This window comes from Calothrix sp. CBUCES-K 9914 (assembly GCF_059640475.1).
On record NZ_JBXXZH010000012.1, the window covers coordinates 26,234 to 43,616 of the forward strand.

At 39.6% G+C, this 17,383-nt stretch carries 13 protein-coding genes; 11 read left to right on the forward strand and 2 right to left on the reverse strand.

Annotated elements, in window-relative coordinates:
* The first annotated feature begins 342 nt into the window (after window positions 1-342).
* The 11 genes from AC2JBO_RS04425 to proB all read left to right on the forward strand — a co-directional run bounded on the left by AC2JBO_RS04425 (window position 343) and on the right by proB (window position 14,309).
* Window positions 343-1,290 (forward strand): NAD-dependent epimerase/dehydratase family protein, encoded by a 948-nt coding sequence (locus tag AC2JBO_RS04425; RefSeq protein WP_496952415.1) that lies wholly within the window; start codon window positions 343-345, stop codon window positions 1,288-1,290.
* A 236-nt stretch (window positions 1,291-1,526) separates the two neighbouring features.
* On the forward strand, window positions 1,527-3,116 hold the full coding sequence (locus AC2JBO_RS04430; protein WP_496952416.1) for a B12-binding domain-containing radical SAM protein: 1,590 nt from the start codon (window positions 1,527-1,529) through the stop codon (window positions 3,114-3,116).
* Between the two features lie 153 nt (window positions 3,117-3,269).
* Complete coding sequence (locus tag AC2JBO_RS04435; protein ID WP_496952417.1) at window positions 3,270-4,079, forward strand: glycoside hydrolase family 75 protein; 810 nt, start codon at window positions 3,270-3,272, stop codon at window positions 4,077-4,079.
* A gap of 505 nt (window positions 4,080-4,584) precedes the next feature.
* The gene (locus AC2JBO_RS04440) at window positions 4,585-7,959 is read left to right on the forward strand and encodes a trifunctional glycoside hydrolase family 18/polysaccharide deacetylase/glycosyltransferase family 2 protein (protein ID WP_496952418.1); all 3,375 of its coding nucleotides are present in this window, start codon (window positions 4,585-4,587) and stop codon (window positions 7,957-7,959) included.
* Between the two features lie 222 nt (window positions 7,960-8,181).
* Window positions 8,182-8,394, forward strand: a complete 213-nt coding sequence (locus tag AC2JBO_RS04445; RefSeq protein ID WP_496952419.1) for a hypothetical protein — start codon at window positions 8,182-8,184, stop codon at window positions 8,392-8,394.
* A 241-nt stretch (window positions 8,395-8,635) separates the two neighbouring features.
* Window positions 8,636-9,889, forward strand: a complete 1,254-nt coding sequence (locus AC2JBO_RS04450; RefSeq protein ID WP_496952420.1) for a GNAT family N-acetyltransferase — start codon at window positions 8,636-8,638, stop codon at window positions 9,887-9,889.
* Window positions 9,858-10,415, forward strand: coding sequence for a Holliday junction resolvase RuvX (gene ruvX, locus AC2JBO_RS04455; protein WP_496952421.1), 558 nt, complete (start codon window positions 9,858-9,860; stop codon window positions 10,413-10,415). The genes AC2JBO_RS04450 and ruvX overlap by 32 nt, the downstream gene beginning before the upstream one ends.
* A 132-nt stretch (window positions 10,416-10,547) precedes the next feature.
* Window positions 10,548-11,120, forward strand: a complete 573-nt coding sequence (locus AC2JBO_RS04460; protein ID WP_496952422.1) for a DUF3727 domain-containing protein — start codon at window positions 10,548-10,550, stop codon at window positions 11,118-11,120.
* A 54-nt stretch (window positions 11,121-11,174) separates the two neighbouring features.
* Window positions 11,175-12,224 (forward strand): endolytic transglycosylase MltG, encoded by a 1,050-nt coding sequence (gene mltG, locus AC2JBO_RS04465; RefSeq protein ID WP_496952423.1) that lies wholly within the window; start codon window positions 11,175-11,177, stop codon window positions 12,222-12,224.
* A gap of 206 nt (window positions 12,225-12,430) precedes the next feature.
* Window positions 12,431-12,979, forward strand: coding sequence for a YqeG family HAD IIIA-type phosphatase (locus AC2JBO_RS04470; RefSeq protein WP_496952424.1), 549 nt, complete (start codon window positions 12,431-12,433; stop codon window positions 12,977-12,979).
* 220 nt (window positions 12,980-13,199) lie between these two features.
* Window positions 13,200-14,309, forward strand: a complete 1,110-nt coding sequence (gene proB, locus AC2JBO_RS04475; RefSeq protein ID WP_496952425.1) for a glutamate 5-kinase — start codon at window positions 13,200-13,202, stop codon at window positions 14,307-14,309.
* Window positions 14,310-14,473: 164 nt separating this feature from the next.
* Here the strand turns inward: proB and AC2JBO_RS04480 are convergent, their stop codons facing one another.
* Window positions 14,474-15,136: a PmeII family type II restriction endonuclease gene (locus AC2JBO_RS04480; RefSeq protein WP_496952426.1), complete on the reverse strand. Its 663-nt coding sequence runs from the start codon at window positions 15,134-15,136 to the stop codon at window positions 14,474-14,476.
* A 650-nt stretch (window positions 15,137-15,786) separates the two neighbouring features.
* Window positions 15,787-17,376, reverse strand: coding sequence for a glycoside hydrolase family 57 protein (locus AC2JBO_RS04485; protein WP_496952427.1), 1,590 nt, complete (start codon window positions 17,374-17,376; stop codon window positions 15,787-15,789).
* Between the last annotated feature and the right edge of the window lie 7 nt (window positions 17,377-17,383).

The window sequence follows — 17,383 nt, forward strand, 5'->3', positions numbered from 1 at the left end:
AAATATACAATATTTTGCAGGTGGTAAGATGCCCCTCTACTCTGTGCCCTCTGTGCCCTCTGTGCCCTCTGTGGTAAATAAAAATACACTACTGCACAGGCAGGATGCCTGTGCTACAACTTCAACTCTCTAATTTATTGCAGGGTCAAGTGAGAATTTTTCTCTACGTTCCGGAACTTTACAATAATTTCTCAATCTTAATATATTACGCAGATTAACCTGGATACACTTCCCACAGCATAGGCTTTGAGAAATGTGGTGAGACATTCGGGACTTGCGTCTTTGTTCTTCTGTGCGATATCATTTCTACCTAAATTTAATTTTGATTTTTATTCAAAATCTATGTCTAAACGTATTTTAGTTACAGGCGCCAGTGGGTGTGTTGGTCATTATATTAGCGAGCAGTTAATCCAAGAAACTGAACATGAATTATTTTTACTCGTAAGAAATCCAAATAAATTAAAAGTCAATACTGATGTTCGTCCTAATGTAAATGTTCTACAAGGTGATATGCAGGAGATAGAGAAGTTTTCTGATTTACTGAAGACTATTGATGTAGCGGTTTTAACGGCAACAGCATGGGGTGGTGATAATACGTTTAATATCAATGTCACAAAAACGCTGGAGCTAATGAATATGCTGGACTCAGAGCGCTGCGAACAAGTAATATACTTTTCGACAGCGAGTGTTTTGGGTAGTGATGATCAACCACTTAAAGAAGCAGGTGAGATAGGAACCGACTATATACGTTCCAAGTACGACTGTTTGATGAAAAAATCTCAGCTTGCCATTGCACCAAAAATTACTACTGTCTTTCCCACATTCGTTTTGGGTGGAGATGGGAGCAAACCTTACTCGCACCTCACCACAGGTATTCCCGAAGTTACTAAATATGTAGATATCATTCGATTTTTAAAGGCAGATGGCAGTTTCCACTTTATCCACGGTCAGGATATTGCCACCGTTGTTAAACATCTTATCGATAATCCTCCTAGCACAGGCACTTCACGGTCATTTGTTTTGGGACAAGCTAGAATGACCGCAAACGAAGCTATAGAAGAACTTTGTGCTTACCTAGGCAAAAAAATCCTATTTCGTATTCCACTTTCATTCGGTTTAGCGAACGTAATTATCGTGCTATTCCGCATTCAGATGGCAGCGTGGGATAGATTTTGTATGGAATACCGCCATTTTTCCTATAAAAATGCTGTGAGTCCAAAAAGCTTTGGCTTGGCTAATTACTGTGGGACGATGGGTGATGTTTTAAGACTTAGCGGAGTAGAAAAGTAAATTTTATACAGCAAAGTATAGCAGGATAGCAAAAAAATTAAGTAATAATGCTAATGTGAAAGGACTTATACGTCCAAATGAATAAATCTGGTTTTTTCTGCAAATCGATAAAAAGACCCGGTTTTAAGTTTTGTCGCACGTAAGTTGATGTGAAACTTATTCAGATAAAACTCATCTATATATTAAGTGAGTTTACATTGATATATAAAAAAATGAAGCGGTAGGAGTAGAAATTTATGCGTGTATTGCTTGTCTATCCAGTGTTTCCTAAAACATTTTGGTCATACGAGAAAATTTTAGATTTAGTCAACCGCAAAGTTCTACTACCACCGCTTGGTTTAGTAACTGTCGCTGCAATTTTACCCCAGGAATGGGAATTTAAATTAGTTGACCGAAATATCCGTGCTGTGTCTGAGGATGAGTGGGAGTGGGCAGATATTGTAATTCTGTCTGCGATGATTGTTCAAAAACAAGATTTACTCGACCAAATAAAAGAGGCGAAGCGGCGTGGTAAATTAGTTGCTGTTGGTGGACCTTATCCAACTTCTGTTCCACATGAAGTCCAAAACGTTGGCACCGATTTTCTCATCTTAGACGAAGGTGAGATTACCTTACCTATGTTTGTGGAAGCTGTAAAAAAAGGTGAAAAGTCAGGAATATTCCGCGCGACTGAAAAACCTGATGTAACAAGTACTCCAATACCTCGCTTCGACTTATTAGAGCTTGATGCTTACGACTCAATGTCAGTTCAGTTTTCGCGCGGTTGTCCTTTCCAATGCGAATTTTGCGACATTATTGTTCTCTACGGTCGTAAACCCCGTACTAAGACCCCAGAACAGTTACTTGCGGAGTTAGACCGTCTTTATGAGTTAGGTTGGCGCCGTAGCGTTTTCATGGTAGATGATAACTTTATTGGCAACAAGCGTAATGTGAAGTTGTTGCTCAAAGAGTTAAAAACCTGGATGGCTGAACACAATTATCCTTTCACTTTTGATACAGAAGCTTCTATTGACCTTGCTCAAGACGAAGAATTAATGGAACTAATGGTTGAGTCTGGGTTCAAAGCTGTATTTTTGGGTATTGAAACACCCGACGAAGACAGTTTGCAGATGACCAAGAAATTTCAAAATACCCGTAGTTCTTTAACGGATGCCGTCGAAACCATTATTAGAACTGGTTTACGTCCGATGGCTGGGTTTATTATTGGGTTTGATGGTGAAAAAAGTGGCGCCGGTTCGCGTATCGTTCGTTTTGCAGAACAAGCTGCAATTCCTTCTACAACATTTGCAATGTTACAAGCGCTACCAAACACTGCTTTATGGCATCGTTTGAGTAGAGAAGGGCGCCTGCGTGAAAACACAGACGGAAACATTAATCAAACCACATTAATGAATTTTGTTGCTACCCGTCCATTAGAAGAAATAGCCCGTGAATATGTTGAAGCATTCTGTGCTTTATACGACCCAGTAGCATATCTGGACAGAACTTACCGCTGTTTTATGATGATGGGTGGACCCAGTTGGACACCACCAGCAAAAATGCCAGAACTGATTGTTATCAAAGCTTTCTTGACTATCATTTGGCGCCAGGGTATTAAGCGCGAAACTCGTTGGAAATTTTGGCACCATTTATTCAGCATTTTGAAACACAATCCCAAAGTCTTCGACCTTTACCTCTCAACTTGCGCGCATAACGAACATTTCCTAGAATACCGTCAAATCGTGCGCGACCAAATTGAAGCACAACTAGCTGAGTACTTATCACAAGGCGCCGAAAAACCCTATGTACCAGCAGTAAAAGCTGAGAAAGTTGAAGTTGTTGCTTAAGTATTAGTACTTCGTGACCTTTGTGTCTTCGTGGTTAAATTAAAAAACCGCAAAGGACACAAAGAACGCAAAGAAAAGAGAAAAATTTATGTGGTTATAAAGAAGTTGACGTGTTAACTTGGTGGGCGTACTGTTTGCTACTTGGCGACCCTTATGAAAAGAAGAGAACTGATAAAAGCAAGTTTATTTGTTAGTTCCGCGTTGGCTGGTGCTGGAATAGTTCCTGTTATTGCATTAAAAGCTAAGTCAAAAATAAGTACATCACAATCAAAAGTATTTACGCATGGTCAATATACCGTGTGGAAACTTGCAAATAAACCCGGATTTTTCTTCAAAGCTGGGATGGCTATTGATGCAGATGGGGCGCCAAGTGCATATCATCCAGAAAATAAAGGCATAGATGGAATAGAACATGCTGGAGAACCGGGTAACTGGTGGGCACTGGTAACAGATAATGGAAAACCTAATGGAAAACCTGTTGTGCAGTCAAAGTCCGACCCGAACCCAGGTTATTATATTTCAGCTACAGCCCTATATGACGAAACTAAAAAACGAACCGAACCGAAGCGTTACGTTAATTCGAGTAAAATACCTTATGTAGTTCTTCCTCAGAATAATAATGAGGAGTTTTTAAAGCTTACAAATATAAAACTTGGAGATTTTGCTGCTGTTTACAATACAAGCAACAGCAAATTAGTTTACGCAATATTCGCTGATACGAGTTTATTTTTCGCAGGTGGTATTGAAGAATATAGGTTTGGGGAAGGTTCCATAGCACTAGCTGAAGCTGTTGGTGTTCCCTCAAGTCCCAGACATGGAGGTATTAAAGAAGGAATATTTTACGTGTTTTTCCCTGGCTCTGGCAATGGGAAACCTAGAACCGTCGCTGAAATTAATCGCGAAGGCGCCAAATTATTCAAACAATGGGGTGGAATGCCTCAACTTCAAGCGTGTTCAACCTAGTGTATCAATAGTTTTAGTGCGTTGCGGGTGGCAAGATAACTCCGTCTGGAGTGGTAATTTTATTTACCATTAATTTAAAACACACGTAGCACAGGCATCTTGCCTGTGCGGTCACTATTAAGTATTTATTTTTACCAGAGAGACACAGAGGGCACAGAGAGAAGAGTTTTCTAAGGGCGCCTTCTTGAAAATTATAGAAAATTATATTTATAGCAGTGTTATGTATGTCTAAAAAAATATGATTTGGTAGAGACGTGATTAATCACGTCTCTACAACGTGCGATTTTAGGATTGCTTTATAAATTAGACACGCAAAAACTTGTCATAAGATTGCCATGTAATTGCTATTTTTTTGTCATATCTCGTGATTAAGATTCATAAGTAGTCATCTTTCAATATTTTTGACTGTTGAACACGTTAATTTTAGGTTAATTTTAAATTAAAAAATTAATCCTTATTCTTTGTAAAAATATATTCTAATTGATTTCTTTAGGGAGTCTTAATTTTGTCTAAAAAAGCTAAAAGCCCAGTATTCTATGACGCAAATAACTTCCGCTGGCGCTGGTTTAAACGGATTACTCAAGTTACTATTATTACTTTTAGTGTCATTTTTATATGTTGGCTTGCTACTGTTGCTATTCAGCCAGAACTACCAGCTTTAAGTTTGTTGCCATCACAGAAAATTTTCAAAGTACATAAATTTATACAAAACCAATTAAATATCCATAAAAGTCATAAAGTGACTTACCACCCAGAACAAAATAAAGTCAGTAGTAAATTTATTAAAACTGCAAATACTCAATCACCCGCGCGTGCATCAGAAATTATCGGTTTTTATGTTAACTGGGACGATAACAGCTTTACATCGCTCAAGCAAAATATAAATAAGCTGGATAAGCTGATGCCTGAATGGTTACACCTTGAAGAAGGTGGTAAAGTTTCTCTTGATGATGAAGTAAAACAGCAGCGTACTTTAAATTTTATCAAGAAGAATCGTCCCGATTTGCGAATAATGCCGTTAATTAATAACTTTGATAATAGTAATCAAAGTTGGAATGGAGAAAAATTAGCAGGGATGCTTAGTCAACCAGAAACGCGACAGAACTTAGTTGAAGAACTTTTAAAGACTGTACGTAAGAATAATTTTGCTGGGATAAATATTGACTTTGAAAATATCCCTGAAGCTAGCCAGCAAAATTTAATTACATTTATGGGTGAATTGTATAAAAAGTTTCATCCTTTAGGATTGGAGGTGTCACAGTCTGTACCCTTAGATAATCCATCGTTCAAATACAAAGAACTGGCACAGGTTAACGATTATCTAATTTTGATGGCGTATGACGAACACGAATCTACGAGTGAAGCAGGAGCAATCACATCACAAAATTGGTATGTAGAACATTTACAGCGTCGTTTTAAAGAATTACCTGCGGAGAAATTTATTGTTGCAATTGGGAACTATGGCTATGACTGGAAGGTAAACGCGGAAGGTGAGGAAATTTCATTCCAAAATGCGCTTCAAATTGCACAAGAGTCCCAAGGAAAAATTACATTTGATTCTGACACGTTAAACTCGACATTCGATTACTACGACGATAAAGATAGCTTGCACCATGTTTGGTATCTTGACGGTGTAACTGCTTTTAATCAACTTGTCGAAGGTCAAAATCTGGGCGCCCGTGGTTTTGCACTATGGCGTATGGGTTCGGAAGACCCTTCAATTTGGTCTGTATTTCAAGCGCGTACACGTCTCGACCAAGAAAAAGCAAAAAGTCTTGAAGCGTTACACTACGGCTTTGATATTGATTACGAAGGAAAAGGAGAAGTACTGAAAGTAACTGCTACACCTAAAGATGGTAAACGACAAGTTAGTTATGACCAAAAATCAGCTTTGATACTAGATGAGCAGTTAAAGTCTTATCCATCTTCCTATGTAATAACACGTTGGGGTAGTAGTAAAAATAAAATAGCTCTGACATTCGATGATGGTCCCGACCCACGTTTTACTCCAGGTATTTTAGATGTACTCAAGCAATACAAGGCAAAAGCCACTTTCTTTGTAATTGGTTTGAACGCGAATAATAATTCTGATTTACTCCATCGTCTTGTTAACGAAGGTCATGAAATTGGTAATCACACGTTCACGCATCCAAATATTGCAATTACTCCTCGTAAGCAATTAAAGTTGGAACTTAATGCAACCGAACGTTTGTTAGAAGGGCAACTTGGTATTAAAACATTACTATTCCGACCTCCATATGCAGAAGATGTAGAGCCAGAAACACCCGACCAAGTGGCACCATTAAGATATACTGGTCGTCTTGGATACTATACAATCGGGATGCAAATTGACCCGAATGATTGGCAGGCGCCTGGAGTTGATAAGATAGTCAATTCGATTATTGATCAAGCTACGAGCGGTGTCGGAAATGTAGTGTTACTGCACGATAGTGGTGGTGACCGCTCACAAACAGTAGAAGCGTTGCCCAAAATTATCGAAGAATTACGCAAGCGGAACTTTGAATTAGTAACAATTTCTGATTTGATTGGTCTAACACGCGACCAAGTAATGCCGAAAATACCTGCTTCCGAGCAGATGATGGCAAGGTTTGATGGCACTGCATTTTCATTGATGAATGGATTTAACCAGACTGTTTACTATCTATTTATCATTGGTATTGGGCTTTCGATGATGCGGCTATTGTTTGTAGCAACACTAGCACTGTACGAATGGAAGAGTCGAGGCAATTCTAAAAACAAGTTAACTTACTCGCCCAGTATTAGTGTCATTGTGCCTGCTTACAACGAAGAAAAAGTGATTTGTCGAACGATAAACTCAATATTGCATTCGCGCTACTCAAATTTTGATATTATTGTCGTTGATGATGGTTCAACTGATAATACCTACCAAGATGTAGTTGAAACTTTCGCCCACGAGCATCGAGTTCATGTTTTTACCAAAGCTAATGGTGGTAAAGCGCAAGCAGTAAATTATGGTATACGCCACAGTAATGCGGAAATTATAGTTTCGCTGGATGCTGACACAATACTCCGTCCCAACGCTATCGCGAAACTTGTGCGACACTTTGCTGATCCCAAAATAGGCGCCGTTGCGGGTAATGCGAAAGTTGGCAACCGCATCAATATATTAACTTTCTGGCAAGCGCTCGAATATATCACCAGTCAAAATTTAGAAAGACGTGCGTTTGGACTACTCAACTGTATCAGCGTTGTTCCTGGTGCAATTGGTGCATGGCGCCGAGAGTTAATATTACAAGCAGGGGGTTATGCTACCGATACTTTAGCTGAAGATGCCGACCTTACCCTTGCTGTTTTACGAATGGGATATAAAATTGACTACGAGGAAAATGCAATCGCATTGACAGAGGCGCCGGACACTGTAACGGGTTTCCTCAAACAAAGGTTTCGTTGGATGTATGGTACTTTACAAGCAGCATGGAAACACCGCGACACCTTGTTTAGACCAAAATATGGCGCCTTGGGAATGTTTGCTATACCTAACGTCTTTATATTTCAAATCTTATTCCCTTTGATCTCACCGCTAATGGATGTGATGATGGTTGGTTCAATAGCTTGGGCAATGTGGCAAAAGCATCAACAACCAGTTGAATATTCTTCCAACAACTTACAGCAGGTGATTTTGTACTATTGTCTATTCCTTTCGGTAGATTTGCTCGCTGCTCTTGTTGCGTTTTGCCTTGAACGTAAAGAAGACTGGAAGCTTTTAATTTGGTTATTACCTCAACGCTTCTTTTATCGACAACTAATGTACTATGTTGCGATTAAATCTACTATCACCGCTATTAAGGGTTCAATGGTCGGTTGGGGCAAACTTGAGCGCAAAGCAACAGTCAGTTAAGAGTGCTGAGTAAAGAGTAAAGAGTAAAGAGTAAAGAGTAAAGAGTAAAGAGTAAAGAGTAAAGAGTTAGGAATTACTACTCAGCACTTTATACTTAGCACTCAGCACTCTATATTCCTTCGTTACGGATTATTGCGAAGTAAGATATAGATATGAAACAACGTGATAAGTTTTGATAATGTTAATCAAAATTGAGTGGGATTAATAATCAAGGAGAACAAAGTGACGACGGAATCAAATTTAAAAAGGGGCAAAGACGCGGTAAATGAGGACTTCAGCGAATATGTTGCTCATTTACAGTTTCATATGACACTACAAGCTCGTAATCTGGTTCCAAATCTCAGGTCAATAGTTGAAGATAGTCGAGAACAAATGCTCCATCAAACCCAAGCTACTTTTGAGAAGCAGGTCTCAAGGTCAAGTGGTCTGGGCTAACTGAAACATAATTTCAATATAAATCAATATAAATTTTAACTTTTGTTAAAATAGAATAGAAGCGCACCTAGTTAGATCAACGCTAGAGTTGTTCAAGCGTAGGTGTGCTTTTTCAGCATTAATTGTTTAATAAATACCTCTTATGGTTCGGCGCCAAGTGCTTAAAAGCCGTTAAAATTAATGCAACAAAAGTAGAATTTCCATACCATTCATCTATGGCTGTGTAGCGGCTCGAATGAAAATGACTTCTTTATTACCTCAAAACCTCAGTGTTGTTATCCGACCAGTGCAGTATCGGGACTTGGACGGTATTGAACGCTTGACTTACGAGTCATTCTCTGCCAATACACCTCAAGGAGCGAGTGATGGCGCCAAGCAAATGCTATGGTTACGTCGTTGGTATGGATTACTTAAGTGTTTAAGTTGGTTCCCGAACCCTTTAAGATACCGTCTGTGTGCTTACATTATTGAGCAGGGACGCACTCTGTTAGGAATGGTGCAAGTCTCGCCATTTAACCGCACGCGCAGTACTTGGCGTGTAGACCGTGTACTGTTGGAACGGGGAAACGATAGGTTGAGCATTGGCTCGCAGTTGTTACGTTATTGCTTCGAGTCAATTTTAGAAGCACGCACTTGGATACTCGAAGTAAATGTAAACGATGCAGACGCGCTAGCGTTATACCGTCGGAATGGCTTCCAGCGTCTTGCGGAAATTACTTATTGGGAATTGGCGCCGGAATTGTTATCTGGTTTGGCACAGTCAGAGCCAGACTTACCAAATTTACTTCCTGTAAGCAATGCTGATGCTCAGTTATTGTATCAATTAGATACAGCATCGATGCCGCCTTTGGTACGGCAAGTATTTGACCGTCAAACTTGTGATTTTAAAACAGGTTTATTTGAAGGGATAACCGACGCACTCAAGCAGTGGGTAAGTAAGACTGAAGTTGTTAGTGGATACGTGTTTGAGCCATCTCGCAAAGCAGCAATTGGTTATTTCCAAATCACAGTTGACCGTAAAGGAAACTTACCGCACGTTGCTACACTTACGGTACATCCTGCCTACACTTGGCTGTATCCAGAGTTATTATCGCAGCTAGCACGCATTTCTCAAGATTTTCCTAAGCAAGCTTTACGCATAGCTTCAGCAGATTATTTACCCGAAGGAGAAGAATACTTAGAAAGAATCGGAGCAAATAGAACTGAACACACGCTAGTTATGTCCCGCTCAGTATGGCATAAAGTGCGTGAATCAAAATTTGTTTCGCTAGAAGGTATTCAACTTCCTGAAGTATTGCAAGGTTTACAGCCCGCACGCAAGCCAATACCCGGTGGAATGTCTTGGGAACAGCAAGGTAAAAAAACACTTAGTGATATCATTGTCAAAAAGAATACGAATAAAGACTCGGTTGCTTTTTTCTGTAATAACGGTAGCGTAGAAGCATCGAATATAAATGAAGGCGATGCTGACCAGGAGCAGTCACGTGGGAAATGAGCAGGAAAGAGAAAAGGAAGATATTTTAGACAAGGAAGAGCAAGAAAATAACCCCTCTTCCTTGCCCCCTATATCTACCGTATCTACTCCTTCTCAGTCGAAATACGTTTTTGCTTTGGGACTAGATGTCGGTAGCAAGCGTATTGGTGTTGCAGGTTGTGATCAAACTGGATTGATTGCAACGGGGATCACTACAATTGAACGCTCTCGATTCGAGGAGGACATCAAGCAATTGCGTCAATTGGTTAAAACGCGCGCTGTAAATGTATTGGTTGTAGGTTTGCCTTACAATATGAACGGTACATTAGGATTTCAGGCTCGACAAGTTCAAAAGTTCGCTAATCGCATTAGCAAAATATTAAAGTTGCCAATCGAATATGTTGATGAGCGTTTAACTTCGTTTCAAGCTGAACAAATGCTTTTAGCTGAAAATCGTTCTCCATCTCGCAATAAAGGTTTGATAGACCGAAAAGCCGCAGCACTGATTTTACAGCAGTGGCTCGATGCGAGAAGGAATCTTAAGTAGCCCTACTCCCAATGCATGATATCCTGAAGTTTGATAGCCAGTTAGACTCAATTTAATTTATATTACCTGTTTAAGAGAAAATTAAGCAGTTTTTGTAGTTGCTGGTAGTTAATATATTTGCATATATCGGCTATGTATTCCTCACAATTTCCTGAAGACAATGATAGAGCTCAAGCTGGTTCCATAACCTTGACGGATGAGCAAGGACGCACGCTTGAATGTTATGTCGAGCATTCACTTTCGGTGGAAGGGCAAGAATATGTTTTACTTCTTCCAGTCGATGCCCCCGTAGAAATCTTTGCTTGGCAAGGTGACGATGAGGAAGAAGAAGCAATTTTAGTCGAAGATGATGCCGTAATTGATGAGCTTTTTGCTAATGCTCAAGCTGTATTATCAGAACACAATTTAATGCTCAAGAATACAGCGTATGCGCTGACTGCGGCTGGTGAATTACCTCCCGTTGAAGATTCAGAACTTTTTACTCTCGAAATTGAAGATCAAGATGCGGACTTGGAGCCTGAACAGTTACAATTGCTCGCTACTTTTTATAAAGAAGAGCAAGAATACGCAATATATACTCCTTTAGACCCTCTTTTGTTTTTCGCGCGCTTAACAAAGTCAGGTAAACCGGAACTTCTTTCTCCCGAAGAGTTTCGTAAAGTTCAACCGCTTTTGGAAGAGCAATTATTTAACGAAGTTGAGTAATACATAGGGGAGGGGAAAGTACCCTTCCCTTTTATCATAAATTCCACGTATTTAATGATGAGTTATCAAAAGAAAGGTTGGCAGCGGTTATTCATAATTAGCCTGCTGCCTTTATTCTTGGCTATTTTTGGAAGTGCAAGTTGGCTTTGGTGGAGTTGGGCTATTTCACCTGTATCTAATGCCGCGAAACACCAACGTTTTCAGATTCCTCAAGGAACTGCAACTCAACAAATCGGTACTAAATTAGAACAAGCTGGTTTGATACGGTCTTCTTTGGCTTGGAGTTTACTAGCTAGATATAAGAATTGGCAAGACCCAAAAGGCGATTTTCAGGCAGGAACTTATGAACTATCGGCAAATCAGCCAATGAATGTAATCGCCGAAACGATTCGAGATGGTAAAGTTGTGCAAACTAGTTTTACTATCCCAGAGGGTTGGTCTTTGAGGCAAATGGCGAAATTTTTTCAGGAAAAAGGCTGGTTTTCTGCCTCCGGCTTTCTTGCCGCAGCTAGTAAAGTTGACCGTAAGCAATTTCCTTGGTTACCTACTGATATTCCTTTTTTAGAAGGATTTCTTTACCCTGATACTTATCAAGTTCCGTCTGAGAAAAAAAGACCTGGTGATATTGTCGAAATAATGCTCAAACGTTTTGAGCAGACTGCATTACCTGTTTATAAAAAAGCACAAACTAAATTTACCCTCAAAGAGTGGGTAACGTTAGCTAGTATTGTGGAAAAAGAAGCTGTTGTTCCACAAGAAAGGCGCCGAATAGCTGGTGTGTTTGTTTCACGGTTACAAAAAGGAATCAAATTAGAAAGTGACCCTACAGTCGAATATGCTTTTGGAATTCGCCAAACTCCTGATAGACCATTAACTTTCGCGCAAGTTAGACAACCTTCACCGTATAATACTTATGCCACTCCAGGTTTACCACCAACTCCAATAGCGGCGCCTGGTTTGCCTGCATTAGAAGCTGTTCTTAATCCAGAAAATACAGATTATTTATTTTTTGTTGCTCGCTATGATGGTACTCATGTCTTTAGCCGTACCATTCAAGAACACGAAGCTGCTGTTGCTAAAATTCGTAGAGAAAGGCAGAAGTAGGGTGCGATCAGGCTATAACAATCGTAGACAAAAATAATGAGCTAGTAGCGTCACGCACCGAGGCTATTGTAAATTTAGTCATTACACCGATATAATTCTTATTTCTATTCTTAATTATTGTGCAGACCCAGCTCGCTGGTGCGTGACGCTACTAGATTGCTGGTTTTGTTTCACAATTGTTATAGCCTGATCGCACCCTACTCATAATGACTTGGAATAAACTACTACAACCCGATTTAATTCTGAAATCTTCTGTACTCAGCCTGACCCCTGAGATTATTCAACAGTATCAACTTAAAGGACTGGTACTTGATGTTGACGAAACGTTAGTACCATTTAAGGCTGCTGTTGCTTCACCTGAACTACAACAATGGGTAGCACAAGTGCGGCGAGTTGCTTCGCTATGGCTTGTTAGTAATAATATCAGCGAGACTCGAATTAGTACTATAGCCCAGGCCTTAGATTTACCTTACTACCACGGCGCCGCTAAACCTTCACGTCGTAAAGTGCGTGCTGCTCTCCAAAAAATGGATTTGCCAGTAAATCAAGTTGGTATGGTGGGCGATAGATTGTTTACTGATGTACTAGTTGGTAATCGTTTGGGGATGTTTACAATTCTTGTTGAGCCTATGGTTGATTCTGATGTCGCCTTACGCTCTCATCCTATTCGCAACTTTGAGGTGTGGGCTTCTGAAATTCTAGGAGCTACAATTAACCCAAGGAAAAAAAGATTTACAAAGCGTAATAAATCTTGAAGGAAGTAAATCTAAAAAAATAATTAAAAAAATTACGTTACATACAAAAATAAGGGATTATGAAAATTAATAAGATGGGGTAAGCAAAATATATACCCTAGTGCATAGCAAATAACTATAAGCCCTGTAAAGCGCCAGTCCTCACGATAGAAGATTTGGCGCTTTAATATATAAAATATAAAATCTTCCAAAATCCGGAATCTAAAATCCAAAATCCAAAATGCCTCAGACTTTGGTCGTTAAAATTGGAACTTCTAGTCTTACTCAACCTGAGACAGGACTATTGGCGTTATCTACTATTGCCACGTTAGCCGAAGTACTTTCGCAGTTGCGCTCGAAAGGACATAAAGTTATCTTAGTCTCAAGTGGCGCCGTAGGAGTTGGAAGCGCGCGTTTGGGTTTAACGGAACGTCCAAAAAGTATTGCACTCAAACAAGCTGTTGCTGCTGTTGGACAAGGACGTTTGATGCGGGTTTATGATGATTTTTTTACGGTGTTACAACAACCAATAGCTCAAGTTTTGTTAACTCGTAGCGATTTGGTACAGCGCAGTAGATATTTAAATATTTACAATACTTTTCGAGAGTTACTTGAACTCGGTGTCATACCTATCGTGAATGAAAACGATACGGTTGCTGTTGAAGAATTGAAGTTTGGTGATAATGATACTCTTTCTGCACTTGTTGCTAGCTTAGTTGAAGCTAATTGGCTGTTTTTGCTGACTGATGTAGATCGATTATACTCCGCAGACCCTCGTTCAGTTCCTGATGCAAAGCCAATTATTTTGGTAAACAGTATAAAAGAACTGACAGCTATGCAAATTCAAACAGGTGCCCAAGGTTCACAGTGGGGAACGGGAGGAATGGTAACAAAAATTGCAGCGGCTCGAATTGCTACAGCAGCAGGAGTACGTACTGTGATTACCCAAGGAAGATACCCACAAAATATTGAAAAAATTATTAATGGTGAGTCAATTGGTACGCAGTTTGAACCGCAATTAGAACCAACGGTCGCGCGTAAACGTTGGATAGCCTACGGTTTGATTCCATCTGGTAAACTTTATTTAGATAATGGCGCCGTTACTGCTATTTCTGGTGCTGGAAAATCTCTACTTGCTGCGGGAATTACGGTAGTAGAGGGTGAATTTGAGACACAAGAGGCTGTAGGAATATTTGACAGTAACGGTAATGAAGTCGCGCGGGGTTTAGTAAATTACAGCAGTAATGAATTGAAAAAAATTCGTGGGCGCCACTCACGAGAAATTAGAGAGATTTTAGGATACGAGGGCGCCGAAACTGTTGTACATCGTGATAACTTAGTCTTAATTTAATCTTGCCACACATAATTAGTTCTGATTTATAATAGAATATGCCACAGTTACACATTATTCACGATGCCGTTAAAAACGCATTTTTAGTTTTAAAATCAGTGACAAGTTTTAAGATGCTTCGTTCCTCAGCATGACATAAGTTCAGTATGACATAAGTCTAGATTTTACCCGTTTTTAGTATGTGTATGTTTTATAAATAGCGTATACTCTTCAAGAAGAAGTTTTGTTCGACTTTCAATTAAATCCTTGAATGAGAAGTCTTTTGCAGTGTTTCTTATTAATTTAAAAACTTCTGACTGTGTGGTATTATCTCCACCAACAAAACTCCAAAATTCTTTACCTATAAGAATATATTCTTCTTTACTTGTTAATTTAGTTGGATAATAAATACATAAGCGAAATTCTTTTTCTTGTTTAGCAGCATTCTCTCTATAGGTTGTGATGCTTCTTTTATTACTATTATTTTGTTCGAGTATTGATTTTATTTCTAACCAGTATTCTTTTCCGTCTTTTAAACGAAATTTTAAATCATAAGGTTTCCAATCTTTTTTTGTACCTACGATTTCACCATCTTGACTTTTGACTAATATTTCAACAATATTTTCGATAACGTTACCCATAGTAGTAACAAATGAACGTTCAACTCTTTCCATGACGAAAAAGGATATAAATTCTTTTGGATTATCGTAGAACATTTCTCTTACCAAAGGATTTTTCTGATGAAGAATCTCTTTTAAGGTAAGTTTATTTAGAGAAGCTATAACGCTGGGTATGAGGCTTTTTAAATATTCACTTATTTCATCTTTTATTTTGCTAGATAAAGCCAAATTTACTCTCCTTGTAAGTATTATTCAAATTAGTCGCATGAGAAAGTTAGCTAGAAAGGAATATAACTAGCTGAAGTTTGAATATATTGTGTGTGTCAGTTATAACTTATGAAAATAGAAATGTACATAAGTCAGTGCGAATAATACACTGCCCTGTATAAGAAGCTACGGTGTACACACATCTTTTTATGACCCTTAAACTCTTACTCTTTGCGCCTTTGCGTTCTTTGCGGTTCGTTAAAAAAATAACCGCAAAGGACGCAAAGGCGCAAAGAAAGAAAAGAAAAGTTACTTTTAGAGACTTGTGTGTACACGGTAGGTATAAGAAGAGGTGGGTTTATACAATTCCAGAATGGCTGATTATAAGGATTTACGCCTTGGCTTTTATATCAAATGAGGAGTAAGAAATATGCCATAAGAGAAGCCAAGTAGGATGTAGAGACCGTAAATTTACTGTCTCTACAACGTTTCAATATTTATTCAACCTGCCAAATTTAATGACACAGACCACTAATAGTCCATGTCATTAATTTTGGGAAGTTTTATCTTAAATAATTGTGACGAGCGTGGTTTATTCCTTTTCCCTCTGTGTCTCTGTAGTAAAAAAATACATCACTGCACAGGCTTTCCGGCCTGTGCTACAAGATGGGTTACAAGGGGCGGTAAGTGCGGTAGTTGATGTTGGGGAAGATGTTGTCCATTAGTTCAACTTTTTCTAGCCAACCGCTGTCTATTTTGCCAATTTTAATGTCTTCGTAAAGTTTGTTGAAGCGCATGACGTGAGAACGTGTTCTTCGTACTGCGTATGGCACCATTGTTCCGGTTCGCATGATAAATGCCCAGTCGGATGATTGTGCTAATAGTAATTCTCGCGCGGCTTGGTTGAGCGCACGCCATTCGAGTTCGTCTTCGGGTTCTCTTGTTGATATTTCTATCATGCGCTCGGCTGTTTTATGAAGATGCGGGTATATCCACGCATTTGTTTCGTTCAACCAATATTCGTGAAACCCTTTGTAACCCCAACTTGACTGAGAGGGGCGACAAACTTGTTGTGATGGTTCTGCGCGCAAATAATCAGCTAGGTGCGTCATTTGATAGGTTTTTTGGTCGTACCATGATTTACGGAACAAGTAGTCAATAAACCAAGGACCTTCGTACCACCAGTGACCAAATAATTCGGCGTCGTAAGGTGAAACGATAATTGGTGGGCGCCCCATTATTCCATATAAATGCTCGACTTGTCGTTCGCGATTATACATGAAGTTTGAGGCGTGTTCTGCGGTTTTTTCTCTTGCCCAGTAAGGGTCATATAGAGCTTTGTCAGATAGTCCCAGTCCGCGTCCGGTAATTTTATGATACTTAATACCCGTATTTTTACGCTGACCGTTGGGCATTATATAAGGTTTGATGTACTCGTATTCAGCTTCCCACCCTAGGTCTTTATAAAACTCGCGGTATTCTGCGGCGCCGGGATAGCCTACTTCTGAAGACCAAACTTGCTGGGATGATTCGTGGTCGCGACCGAATGCTGCTACACCTGTTTCGGTAAATATCGGAGCATATGTACCAAATCTTGGACGTGGACGCGCGTACAAAATACCGTGTCCATCAATTAGGAAATAACGCAAGCCAACATCGGCGAGCATTCGCTCTAATCCTTCATAGTACGCACATTCTGGCAACCATATTCCTCTTGGCGCCTTTCCAAATGTCTCTTCGTAATGTTCACACGCTACCTGAAGTTGTGCCCACACTGCCTGCGGATACATTTTCATCAAAGGTAAATACCCGTGAGTGGCGCCGCAAGTAATAATTTCAAGGTTGTTGGAGTCTTGGAACTGTTTGAAGGCGGTTACTAAATCTCCTTGATAACGCTCCCAAATTTTCCGTGTTTCACTGAACTCTTTGGCGTAATGTTCGGCAAGATACTTAATGTGACCATTGTGAGTATTATGATCAATTTCCAACTCAATAAGCTCTTCTAGCTGGGCTAAGTGAGCATCGTAACGTTCTTGCAATAATGGGTCACGTAACATAGATACCAATGGCGGTGTCATGCTCATTGTGATCTTAAAGTCAATACCATCTCGCTTTAAACCTTCAAATACTTTTAATAAAGGTACATAAGTTTCTGTAATTGCTTCATAGAGCCATTCCTCTTCTAGCACGTAATCACTTTCGGGGTGACGAACGAAGGGCAGGTGTGCGTGGAGAACAAGCGCAACATAGCCGATTGTCATAGATTAT

What these genes read in the sequence shown, in the direction of transcription:
- AC2JBO_RS04425 (WP_496952415.1), top strand. Translation starts at nt 343, where the DNA reads ATGTCTAAACGTATTTTAGTTACAGGCGCCAGTGGGTGTGTTGGTCAT.
- AC2JBO_RS04430 (WP_496952416.1), top strand. Translation starts at nt 1,527, where the DNA reads ATGCGTGTATTGCTTGTCTATCCAGTGTTTCCTAAAACATTTTGGTCA.
- AC2JBO_RS04435 (WP_496952417.1), top strand. Translation starts at nt 3,270, where the DNA reads ATGAAAAGAAGAGAACTGATAAAAGCAAGTTTATTTGTTAGTTCCGCG.
- AC2JBO_RS04450 (WP_496952420.1), top strand. Translation starts at nt 8,636, where the DNA reads ATGACTTCTTTATTACCTCAAAACCTCAGTGTTGTTATCCGACCAGTG.
- ruvX (WP_496952421.1), top strand. Translation starts at nt 9,858, where the DNA reads ATGCTGACCAGGAGCAGTCACGTGGGAAATGAGCAGGAAAGAGAAAAG.
- AC2JBO_RS04460 (WP_496952422.1), top strand. Translation starts at nt 10,548, where the DNA reads ATGTATTCCTCACAATTTCCTGAAGACAATGATAGAGCTCAAGCTGGT.
- mltG (WP_496952423.1), top strand. Translation starts at nt 11,175, where the DNA reads ATGATGAGTTATCAAAAGAAAGGTTGGCAGCGGTTATTCATAATTAGC.
- AC2JBO_RS04470 (WP_496952424.1), top strand. Translation starts at nt 12,431, where the DNA reads ATGACTTGGAATAAACTACTACAACCCGATTTAATTCTGAAATCTTCT.
- proB (WP_496952425.1), top strand. Translation starts at nt 13,200, where the DNA reads ATGCCTCAGACTTTGGTCGTTAAAATTGGAACTTCTAGTCTTACTCAA.
- AC2JBO_RS04485 (WP_496952427.1), bottom strand. Translation starts at nt 17,376, where the DNA reads ATGACAATCGGCTATGTTGCGCTTGTTCTCCACGCACACCTGCCCTTC.